Here is an 11,290-nt window from a genome sequence, read left to right as displayed (position 1 = left end):
GCCTGAACATGCCCGGTTCCCGTATCCAGGCCACGCGGACGATGCCACGGCTGCTACTGGCCGCCTGCGTCGCCCTGGCGCTGGCCGGCTGCGGCCGGGGCATCACCAGCACGCCGGGCGAGGCGCCGAATCTCGAGAAGTGGATCGCCGAAGTGAAGGCGCGACCGGCGCCGCCGTTGCCGCCGCTGCCGGTGATGCAGCAGTTCGAGAGTTTCGAGTACGCGGCTCATGCCCTGCGTGATCCGTTCAGTCGTGCATTCCGCGACCAGGGCGGCAGTGGCCCGCGTCCGGATTCGACCCGTCGCAAGCAGACGCTCGAGCAGTTCCCGCTCGACAGTCTGGACATGGTGGGCACCCTCGGGGCCGGCAGCGGCATCGTGGCGCTGGTGATGGCGCCCGACAGGGTGACGTATCGGGTACGGCCCGGCGCGTACATGGGACAGAGCGACGGTCGCGTGACCGCTGTCCATGAAGATCGCATCGAGCTGGTGGAACTGGTGCCGGATGGCGCGGGGGGCTGGCTGGAACGCCCGGCGTCCGTCGCGTTGGAAGATCAATGAGTTTGGGGGATAGCACGATGACCGTATTCAACGCCAAAAGCCTGCGGCCGGCCCGGCGCTCAACGCTGATGCGCAGTGCCGGCCTTGGCATCGCCGTAGGCGCGTTTGCGGCGTTCAGCGCCGCCCATGCACAGCACACCGACACCGTCGCGGTCGCGCCACTGGCGGCCGGTCAGACCGCGCCGGCGACCAGTGCCGACCCGTCCAAGCGGCTGCCCGGGGCGATCGAGGTCTCCAAGATCGACTTCAAGCGCGGCGATGGCGGCGCGGGGCGCCTGATCCTGGGCTTCAGTGGCGAGGGCGCGGCCCCCGACCTGCGCACGGTCGGTTCGACGGTGACGATCAACGTCGCCAACGCTGAACTGCCGGCCAGCCTGCAGCGTCCGCTGAACGTCACCGACTTCGCGACCCCGGTCCAGCGCATCGAGGCCCGCAGCTCCGGCGGCGGCGCGACGCTGACCCTGAGCACCCGGGGCAACTACGAGTCGATGGCCTACCAGACCGGCGCCGAGTACATCGTCGAGATCGTGCCGCGCGCGGCCGATCCGGCCGCACGCTCGGCCAGTGCCGGCACCGCGGTCGGCGCGACCCGCTCGGCCAGCAGCTCGCGTGCCTACTCCGGACGCCCGGTCACCTTCAACTTCCAGGACGTGCCGGTGCGCACCGTGCTGCAGTTGATCGCCGAGGAATCGGGACTCAACGTGGTCGCCGCGGACACCGTGCAGGGCAATGTGACCCTGCGCCTGGTGAACGTGCCGTGGGACCAGGCGCTGGACATCGTGCTGCAGGCCAAGGGCCTGGACAAGCGTCGCAACGGCAACGTGGTCTGGGTCGCTCCGCAGGCGGAGATCGCCAAGTACGAGCAGGACAAGGAAGACGCGCGCATCGCGCTCGACAACCGCGTCGATCTGATCACCGAGTACATCCAGATCAACTACCACAACGCCGCTCAGATCTTCAAGGCGCTGACCGAGGCCAAGGGCATCGGTGGGCAGAGTGGTGGCCAGGGCGGTCAGGGGGGTAACCAGGGCGACAACGGCTTCCTGTCGCCACGCGGCCGCCTGGTCGCCGACGAGCGCACCAATACGTTGATGATCAGCGATATCCCGAAGAAGGTCGCGCAGATGCGCGAGCTGATCCGGGTGATCGACCGCCCGGTCGACCAGGTCCTGATCGAGGCGCGGGTGGTGATCGCCACCGACACCTTCGCCCGCGAGCTGGGCGCCCGCTTCGGCATTGCCGGCCACAAGGACGGCAAGTACTTCTTCAACGACACGATCGATAACAATGACGCTACGCGTGGGTCTTTTGTCGAAGCGCTCGCTTCCGGAGACTCGACTTATGAGCTGACCAAGGGGCCGATGAGCAATCTGGGCGTGCTCGAGCCGGCCGGATCGCTGGCCCTGCAGATCCTCAATGCCGGCTACGCGCTCGACATCGAGCTGTCGGCGATGCAGGAAGAGGGGCGTGGCGAGGTGATCTCCAACCCGCGCGTGGTCACCAGCAACCAGCGCGAAGCGGTGATCCGCCAGGGCCAGGAGGTCGGCTACGTGACGATCTCGCCGCAGCAGGGCGGCAACAACATTCCGATCCCGAACGTCCAGTTCAAGGATGTCCTGCTCGAGCTCAAGGTGACCCCGACGATCACCCACGACGGCCGCGTGTTCCTGAACATGAACGTGAAGAAGGACGAGATCGAAGGCTTCATCGATTCGGGTATCGGCCGGGTGCCGCAGATCGCCAAGCGCGAGGTCAACACCGCGGTGCTGATCGAGGACGGCCAGACCGTGGTGGTCGGCGGCGTCTACGAGTTCTCCGATCGCGAGGACATCAGCAAGGTGCCGTTCCTGGGCGACATCCCGTTCCTGGGCAACCTGTTCAAGAAAAAGGGTCGCAGCAAGGACAAGGCCGAGCTGCTGATCATGGTCACGCCGAAGGTGATGCGCGTCGAACAGCGCGGCTGACGGCGAAAAAAGTCCGACCGCCGAAAAAAGGGCCTGCGGGCCCTTTTTTCGTGGCCCTCGCGTTGGCGGGCTTGAATCGAAGATGAAGCCCGCGGAACCCGCGCGGCAAAATGGAGTCAAACTGGGACTCTCCCGCGTCCCAGGTAAAGCACGGAATGGACAGCATGGCGATCCCGGCCCCCCCGGTTTCCGAAGAATCGAACCGACTGCACGACACCTTCAAGTCGCTGCGCGAGGGACTGGCGGCGGAGATCGTCGGCCAGGCGCAGCTGATCGAGCGGCTGCTGATCGCGCTGCTGGCCGATGGCCACCTGCTGGTCGAGGGGGCCCCCGGACTGGCCAAGACCACCGCGATCCGCGCGCTGTCCTCGCGCCTGGAGGCGGACTTCGCCCGCGTCCAGTTCACCCCCGACCTGCTGCCGGCGGATCTGACCGGTACCGAGGTCTGGCGGCCGCAGGAGGGACGCTTCGAGTTCCAGGCCGGTCCGATCTTCCACCCGGTGCTGCTCGCCGACGAGATCAACCGGGCGCCGGCCAAGGTGCAATCGGCCCTGCTGGAGGCGATGGGCGAGCGCCAGGTGACCGTGGGCCGGGCGACCTATCCGCTGCCCAAGTTGTTCCTGGTGATGGCGACCCAGAACCCGATCGAACAGGAAGGGACCTTCCCGCTGCCGGAAGCGCAGCTCGACCGTTTCCTGATGCACGTCCACATCGGCTATCCCGAGGCCGAGGCCGAAGCCGAGATCCTGCGGCTGGCGCGGGAACGGGCGCGCGAGGCGATGACGGCGCCGGCCGCGGCGCCGGCGCGGATCCCGCTCGAGGACGTGTTCGCCGCGCGCGCGGCGGTGCTCGAACTGCATGTCGCGCCGGCGGTGGAGCGCTATCTGATCGAGCTGGTGCTGGCTTCGCGCAATGCCGGCCGTTACGACGCGGACCTGGGCCGGCGGATTGCCTGGGGCGCCAGTCCCCGCGGCTCGATTGCGCTGGAGCGATGCGCGAGGGCGCACGCCTGGCTGGCGGGGCGCGATTACGTGACGCCGGACGACGTGCGCGCGGTGGCCCCGGACGTATTGCGGCATCGGGTGCTGCCCAGCTACGAGGCCACTGCCGAAGGCTGGGACGGCGGCCGCCTGGTCGAGGCGCTGCTGCAACAGGTGCCGTTGCCCTGATCGCGCGGCGCCGATGAGTGACAAGGTCGCAACCGAGGGGGCATCGGGCATCGTCCCGTCGCTGGAGGAACTGGTCGCCCTGCGCCGGCTGGCGGGGGCGCGGCGGCCGCCACGCAAGGGCCGCTACGGCGTCAGCGGGCCCGCACTGTCGCCGCTGCGCGGGCGTGGCATGGACTACGCGGAGTCGCGCGAGTACGTGGCCGGCGACGATGCGCGCCATATCGACTGGCGGCTCACCGCGCGGACAGGGCGCGCGCATACCAAGTTGTTCCAGGCCGAGCGCGAGCGCTTGACCCTGATCGTCGGCGACACCGCGCCGTCGCTGTACTTCGGCACCCGGACCCGATTCAAGTCGGTGCAGGCGGCGCGCGCGGGCGCGATCGCGGCCTGGGTCGCCGCGCGCGACGGCGATCGCATCGCGGCGTTGCGCGGCAGCAACAGCGAGCCGCCGGTGGCACCCGCGGCTGGCACCCGCGGGGTGCTGCGGGTGCTCGACGGCCTGGTGCGCTGGTACCGGCAGCCGCCGTCGGACGATCTTGGCCTGGCCATCGCGCTCGAACATGCGGGACGCCTGCTGCGGCCGGGCTCGCGACTGGTGGTGCTGGCCGATGCCGCCAGCGTCGCGGAGGTTCCGCAACGACGCTGGCCGGTGCTGGCCCAGCACCACGAGGTCATCGTGCTGATGCTCACCGACCCCTTCGAAGCGGCGCCGCCGAAGGCCCGGTTGTCGTTGCGGGCGGGACCGGACGGCGACCGTGTCGAACTCGACCTGGCGAGCGCCCCCCAACGCGCGCGCTGGCGTTCGGCGTTCGTCCAACCGGTCGAGGCGGCATTGGCGAACCTGCCGGTGCGCGGGGTGCGCGCGACGGCGTTGTCGACCGACGATCCCAGCGATGCGTGGTTACCGCTGCTGGGACGCGCGCGGCCGTTGGTGGCATGAGCATGCCGGTCGCCATCGTCCTGCGTGACATCCATGAGCCCGCGGCGCCCTCGTGGTGGCCGCCGGCGCCGGGCTGGTGGCTGCTGGTCGCGGTGGTCCTGGCGATCGTTGCTGCCGTCCTGTGGTGGCGACGACGACGTCGCCGCCGGCGCGCGCGCATCCAGGCGCTGTTCGACGACGCGTTGGCCACCGCGACATCGCCGGCGGCGGAGGTGGCGGCGATGTCCGAGCTGCTGCGCCGCGCCGCGCGACGGCGCGATCCGGGCGCGGATCGACTGCAAGGCGTCGCCTGGCGGGCGTTTCTGGACCAAGGCGAGACGCCGCTGTTCGCCGACGAGGTCGGCGAACTGCTGATCGAGGGCGGTTACCGGCGCGAGGTCGATGCCGGACAGGTGGCGAAGTTGCGGCCCCTGGCGCGCGCGCGCTTCCTGCAATGGATGGGCGCGCGATGAGCCTGGCGGCGGCGATGCCCTGGGAGACCTGGCCGGAACTGCAACTGGTCTGGCCGTGGTGGTTGCTGGCCCTGCCGCTGCCATTGCTGGCGCTGTGGCTGCTGCCGGCCGTCCGCAGCCATGCGGCGGCACTGCGGTTCCCGCACGCGGCCCGCTTGAGCGAGGTCGCCAAGCTCGGCGGGCGGGGGCGTCCGGGCCGTGGTCCCGGCCTGTTGCTGTGGCTGGCCTGGGCCCTGCTGTGCGTGGCGGCGGCGCGGCCGCAGCAGTTGGGCGAACCGGTGCAGCCGCCGCAGGCCGGGCGCGACCTGATGCTCGCGCTGGACCTGTCGGGCAGCATGCAGGAACCGGACATGAGCCTGGGCGGGCGTCCGGTCGACCGCCTGACCGCTGCCAAGGCGGTGCTCGCGGACTTCCTCGACCGCCGTGCCGGCGACCGGGTCGGCCTGCTGGTGTTCGGCCGGCGGGCCTATGCGCTGGCGCCGCTGACCCTGGACCGCGAATCGGTACGCCAGCAACTGCAGGACAGCGTGGTCGGCCTGGCGGGTCAGGAAACCGCGATCGGCGATGCGATCGGGCTGGCGGTCAAGCGCCTGCGCGAACGTTCCGATGGCGCGGGAGCGCCGCAGGACAGGGTCTTGATCCTGTTGACCGACGGCGTCAACACCGCCGGCCTGCTGGATCCGCGCAAGGCCGCCGAACTGGCCCGCGACAGCGACGTGCGCGTGCATACCGTCGCCTTCGGCGGCGATGGCGTGATGTCGGTGTTCGGCTTCAAGTTGCCGATGCCGGGCGGCGGCGACGAGATCGACGAGGCGACGTTGCGCGCGATTTCGGAGGCGACCGGCGGACGCTTCTTCCGCGCCCGGGATACCGAACAACTGGCGGGGATCTACGACGAGATCGACCGGCTCGAACCGGTCGAGCGACCGGGGCCGACCCTGCGTCCGCGCATCGAGCGGTACGCGTGGCCGTTGGCGGCCGCGCTGGTGCTGGCGGTGCTGTCGCTGCTGTTGGCGGGCTGGAGGCGACAATGACCCTGCCCGATCTATCCTCCCTGCATCTGCTGCGTCCCGACTGGCTCTGGGCGCTGTCATTGTTGCCGGTGCTGGCGGCGGTGTGGGCGCTGCGACGCCGTCGAGACGGTGTCTGGCGCGAGGCGGTCGATGCGCACCTGCTGCCGCACCTGCTCGATCGCGGGGACCGTCCCCGTCGCCGCTGGGTGCGCGGCCTCGGCGCGCTGGCAGGCATGCTGGCCTATGCGCTCGCGGTGCTGGCCATGACCGGCCCCAGTTGGCGCCAGGTCGAACAGCCGCTGTGGCAGGGCAAGTTGCCGCTGGTGATGGCGCTGGATCTTTCCAGTGCCGGCATGGCGGCCGACCCGCCACCGTCGAGGGTGGCGCAGGCGCGGGCCAAGCTGGGCGCGCTGTTGGCCGCACGCGACGGTCCGGTCGGCCTGTTGGTCTATGCCGACGATGCCTTTACCGTTGCCCCGATCACCGACGATGCCGCCAATGTCGCGCTGTTCCTCGACGCCCTGTCGCCGGACATCATGCCGGTCGACGGCCAGCGGGCCGACCGCGCGCTGGCGGCGGCGGTACGGCTGATGCAGCAGGCCGGCTTCGAGAAGGGCCGGATCCTGCTGCTCGCCGGTGAGGCCGACGAACGCGCCGTCGAGGCGGCCGGCGCCGCCCGCGCGGCCGGTTTCGACGTCGCCGTGCTCGGGCTGGGGCGCCGCGGCGGGATCATGTATCGCGACGTCGCCGGACGCACCGCGGTCGCCGGGTTCGACGAAGCGTCGCTGCGACGGGTCGCCGGCGCCGGAGGCGGTCGCTACGCGCGGCTGTCGTCCGACGCCTCCGATCTGCGGGCCCTGGCGGTGCTCGACGGCGGCGGTGTCGAGGCTTCGCCGGTGGCCGCACGCGGTGGCAGCACCTGGCTCGACGAGGGTTTCTGGCTGATACCGCCGGTGATGTTGCTGGTGTTGCTGGCGTTCCGCCGCGGCGCGGTGCTGGCGATGCTGCTGGTCGGGCTGTGGCTGCCGCTGACTCCGGCCCATGCCGCCGACTGGTGGCGCCGCGCGGACCAGCTCGAACACCGTCGCCTGAGCGAAGCCGGCGATGCCTACCGCAAGGGCGACTTCGCCGCGGCGGCGGAGGGGTACCAGCAGGTCGACAGCGCCGACGGCCACTACAACCGAGGCAACGCGCTTGCCAAGGCCGGCCGCTACCCGGAGGCGGTTGAGGCCTACGATCGCGCGCTGCAGCTGCAGCCGGGGATGGAGGACGCGATCGCCAACCGCGAGGCGGTCCAGGCGGCGATGCAGCAGCAACAGCAACCTCAGTCCGACGGCGAGGACCAGGACTCCGGCGACTCTGGCGACGACGACGGCTCCGGGTCCGACGGCGGCGAGCGCCCCGACCAGGGCCCTGCCGACCCGAGCCGGCAACCTGGAGGGGACAGCGGCGACGGCCAGACGGACGCGTCGCCTGAAAGCGGGGAAAACCCGGGTTCCGACGCCGGAGAGGGGCAGGAGGGGGCCGGGCCCGAGACGGGCGAGGATGCCTCGCCTGCGCCCTCGCCGCAGGACAGCCAGACGCAGGAGGCGGCCGACGAGGCGCAGCGCCGCCGCATGCAGCAGGCCCTGGAGCAGGAGGCTCGCCAGGAGGATGGCGACGCGCAGGACCGGCAGTCGCCCGCTCCGGCGCCGGGCGAGGAGACCGCCGAGCAGCGCGAGCGCCGGATCGCCAACGAAGCCTGGCTGCGACGGGTGCCCGACGATCCGGGCGGCCTGCTGCGCGAGAAGTTCCGAATCGAACATGAGCGCCGCCAGCGCGACGGCGGCGCCGGAGGTCCCAAGCCTTGACCCCTCAGACACCATCGCCGGCAACGCCGCTCATCGGTCGGGTGACGGCAAGTCATCTGCTGTCATGGTTGCTGTGCTTCGCTCTGCTGGCGACCGCCTTCGGCGCCCCGGCGACGACGCGCGCCTGGCTCGACCGCGACAAGATCGAGCAGGGCGAGACCGTGACCCTGAACATCGAGACCGATGCGCTGACCGCGACCCCGGACTACGCGCCGCTGGCGGCGGACTTCGACCTCAGCGGGCACAGCAGCCGGCGCGGTATGGCCCTGGGCAACGGCGGTGGCCGCCGCAGCCTGTTCGCGGTGGCGCTGCGGCCGCGCCGCGATGGCGTGCTGACCGTGCCGTCGCTGCGGGTGGGCAAGGACAGTACCGCGCCGCTGTCGTTGCTGGTGGCGCCGGCGGTGCGGCGAGCGCCGGCCGGTGCCGGCGAGGACGTGTTCATCGAGAGCGGGCCGGACCACGATCAGCCCTATGTGCAGCAATCGGTGGGCTGGGTGGTGAGGCTGTACGCGGCGGTCCCGATCGTGACCGGCACCCTCGACCAGCCGGCGCCGCAACGGGCGGCGTTCCAGCGCGTCGGCGACGATGCCCAGTACTCGCGGACGGTTGCCGGACGCCATTACCAGGTCATCGAACGCCGCTTCCTGCTGGTGCCCGAGCGCAGTGGCGACCTGCAGGTGCCGGCGGCGACCTTCCAGGGCCGCAGCGCGGCCGGGTTCTTCGACGACATGTTCGGTGGCCGCGGTGCCAGCCTGCAGGCCCGCGCCGCGCCACGGACGCTGACGGTACGGCCGATTCCGGACGACGCGCCGCAGCCGTGGTTGCCGCTGCACGACCTGCAGCTGCGCTATCGCGCCAACCCGTCGGACCTGCGGCGGGGCCTTGCCGCGACCCTGACCATCGAGGCGGTCGCCGACGGCGCCACCGCGTCGCAGATGCCGGAGCTGGAACTGCCGCCGATCGAGGGCGTGCAGGTGTTCCCGGAACGGCCGCAGGTCGACGAGACCTTCGTCGATGGCCGGCCCAGGGTGAAGTGGACCCGCAGCTTCTCGCTGGTCCCCGACCGCGCCGGCGAGACCCGTCTGTCGGGAGTGAAGCTGGACTGGTGGGACGTGGAAGCCGGCCAGGCGCGCTCGGCGACCCTGCCGCCGCTGGCATGGACGGTGACGGCAGGTATCGACAGGGGGGCCCCGTCCCCCGCGCCCGCGGTGACGGACCTGCCCGCCGATGCGGATACCCCGGCGACGGACCCGTTGGCGGTCTCCACGGTATCCGATGGCGGCAGCCGCTACTGGGCGCTGGCGACGGCGCTGTTCGCGGCGCTGTGGTTGCTGACCCTGCTGTGGGCGCTTGGCCGCCGCGGCCCGGCGCGGGACGCCGCGGCCGGGGCGCGGACGGATGCGGGGCCGGCCGCGGCGACACTGCGGCCGTCGGCCGATGCGCTGCGGCGGGCGCTGGATACCGGCGGTTTCGACGATGTCGCGCGCATCCTCTGCGCGTTGGCGACACCGCCGGTCAACACTCTGGACGATCTGGCGGCGCGCCTGGACGACCCGGCCCAGCGCGCCGCGCTGGACGCGATGCAGCGTGCGCGCTGGGCCGATGGCGACGGCCGCGAGGCGCGCGCGCGCCTGCGCGAGGCATTTGCCGACGGCCCGCGCTGGGCAGCGATCGCCGCGCCGGCCGACGCCACCCTGCCACCGCTGTATCCGGACGATCGGCGCGCCTGAGCCACGGGCGTACCCGAATCGCCCCGCCAATCGAACTGGCCAGCAGGAGCGGCGTCCGTCGCGGTGCCGTCCGGCCCCGTCGCGCACACCCCCGCGCGGCGGGAACCGCCCGGGCGTTTCCCGGCCACGCCGGGAGCTGGCGGCTTCCCTGACCGTGCCGCCGCTCGCGACCGGCGTCGCTCCTCCCACACCCTCCCGGCGGGCCGCTGAGCCGGTTTGCTAAGCTCGCCGGGTTCCGACGGAAGCGAGCCCATGACCGAAAACAGCAACACGTCCGGCCTGTCGCTGCACACCCGCATGCTGATCGGCTTCATCGTCGGCGCCGGCGCCGGCATCGCCGCCAATGTCTTCGTCGGTCAGGCCGGTTGGCTCGACGGCCTGATCCACTACGTCACCGACCCGGTCGGTCAGCTGTTCCTGCGCCTGCTGTTCATGCTGGTGATGCCGCTGGTGTTCTCGGCGCTGGTGCTGGGCGTGGTCGAGATCGGCGACGCCAAGTCGCTGGGCCGCATCGGCGGCAAGACGCTGTTGTGGATCCTGGTGGTGACCGCGATCGCGGTCACCATCGGCCTGGTCTGCGTGAACGTGCTCGAGCCCGGCCGAGGACTGCCGCAGGAAGTCGGTCAGGAGCTGCTGGCCGCCGCCTCCGACCGCGCCACCGAGGTCGCCAGCAAGCGCGAGGGCGTGTCCGGGCTGCAGATCCTGCTCAACATCGTGCCGCGCAACCCGGTCGCCGCTGCCGCCAATGGCGACCTGATCGCGGTGATGTTCTTCGCCCTGATGTTCGGCATCGCCGCGACCGTGATCCAGAGCGAGGGCACCCGCAGCTTCGTCTCCACCGTGCAGGGCGTGTACGACATCTGCCTGAAGCTGATCGGCTGGGTGATCGAACTGGCCCCGTACGCGGTCGCCGCGCTGCTGTTCTCGATCACCGCCAAGCTCGGCTTCGACGTGCTGGTGCAGCTCGCACGCTACGTCGGCACCGTGGTGCTGGCGCTGGCGATCCATTTCTTCGTGGTGTTCCCGCTGCTGCTGCGGACCTTCGGCCGGATGTCGCCGCTGGCGTTCTTCCGCGGCGCCGAGCCGGCGCTGTTGACCGCGTTCTCGACCTCCTCCTCCAGCGCGACCCTGCCGACCACGCTCAAGGTCACCGAAGAGAGCCTGGGCGTGCCGCGGCGGGTGGTGCGCTTCGTCTGCACCCTCGGCGCCACCGCCAACATGAACGGCACCGCCCTGTTCGAGGGCATCACCGTGTTGTTCCTGGCCCAGTTCTTCGGCGTCGAGCTGACCCTGGTCCAGCAGGTGATGGTGCTGGTGCTGTGCATCCTCGGCTCGGTCGGCGCGGCCGGCGTCCCCGGCGGTTCGCTGCCGGTGATCGCGATGATCCTGGTGATGTTCAAGATCCCGCCCGAGGGCATCGGCCTGATCCTCGGCGTCGACCGCTTCCTCGACATGTGCCGGACCGTGGTCAACGTCGGCGGCGACATGGCCGGCTCGGTGGTGATCGGCCGCAGCGAGGCGGCTGCCGAGGCCCGCGAAGCCGCTCGCCAGGCGGGCTGAACGCGGCGGGGCGGGGCTTCCCGGGCGATGTCCCCGGGTTCCGGTCCCGCTG

9 protein-coding genes are annotated in these 11,290 nt (G+C 71.3%); all 9 read left to right on the top strand.

The genetic code is table 11. From position 1 onward, the window contains the following. Positions 1–8 precede the first annotated feature (8 nt). Positions 9–560 (top strand): pilus assembly protein PilP, encoded by a 552-nt coding sequence (locus tag C9I47_RS14620; RefSeq protein ID WP_223250162.1) that lies wholly within the window; start codon positions 9–11, stop codon positions 558–560. A 17-nt stretch (positions 561–577) separates the two neighbouring features. Continuing rightward, complete coding sequence (locus C9I47_RS14615; RefSeq protein ID WP_111267406.1) at positions 578–2,524, top strand: type IV pilus secretin PilQ; 1,947 nt, start codon at positions 578–580, stop codon at positions 2,522–2,524. Positions 2,525–2,679: 155 nt separating this feature from the next. Further along, positions 2,680–3,693, top strand: coding sequence for an AAA family ATPase (locus C9I47_RS14610; protein ID WP_111267405.1), 1,014 nt, complete (start codon positions 2,680–2,682; stop codon positions 3,691–3,693). 13 nt (positions 3,694–3,706) lie between these two features. Further along, a complete protein-coding gene (locus C9I47_RS14605; protein ID WP_111267404.1) occupies positions 3,707–4,633 on the top strand; it encodes a DUF58 domain-containing protein in 927 nt (308 codons plus the stop codon). Then, on the top strand, positions 4,630–5,085 hold the full coding sequence (locus C9I47_RS14600) for a DUF4381 domain-containing protein (protein WP_111267403.1): 456 nt from the start codon (positions 4,630–4,632) through the stop codon (positions 5,083–5,085). Before C9I47_RS14605 ends, C9I47_RS14600 begins: the two co-directional genes overlap by 4 nt. Then, complete coding sequence (locus C9I47_RS14595) at positions 5,082–6,119, top strand: vWA domain-containing protein (protein WP_111267402.1); 1,038 nt, start codon at positions 5,082–5,084, stop codon at positions 6,117–6,119. Before C9I47_RS14600 ends, C9I47_RS14595 begins: the two co-directional genes overlap by 4 nt. Beyond that, positions 6,116–7,948, top strand: a complete 1,833-nt coding sequence (locus tag C9I47_RS14590; RefSeq protein ID WP_111267401.1) for a tetratricopeptide repeat protein — start codon at positions 6,116–6,118, stop codon at positions 7,946–7,948. The genes C9I47_RS14595 and C9I47_RS14590 overlap by 4 nt, the downstream gene beginning before the upstream one ends. A gap of 41 nt (positions 7,949–7,989) precedes the next feature. Next, entirely contained in the window at positions 7,990–9,678 is a 1,689-nt protein-coding gene (locus C9I47_RS14585; protein ID WP_223250161.1) for a BatD family protein, read from the top strand. 252 nt (positions 9,679–9,930) lie between these two features. Beyond that, complete coding sequence (locus tag C9I47_RS14580) at positions 9,931–11,238, top strand: dicarboxylate/amino acid:cation symporter (RefSeq protein WP_111267400.1); 1,308 nt, start codon at positions 9,931–9,933, stop codon at positions 11,236–11,238. Positions 11,239–11,290 lie beyond the last annotated feature (52 nt).

The sequence above is a fragment of the Marilutibacter maris genome (genome assembly GCF_003233695.1).
Classification (GTDB): Bacteria; Pseudomonadota; Gammaproteobacteria; order Xanthomonadales; family Xanthomonadaceae; genus Marilutibacter; species Marilutibacter maris.
The sequence above is the reverse complement of the archived record's forward strand: the minus strand, read 5'-3'. Positions and strand labels throughout refer to the sequence as shown.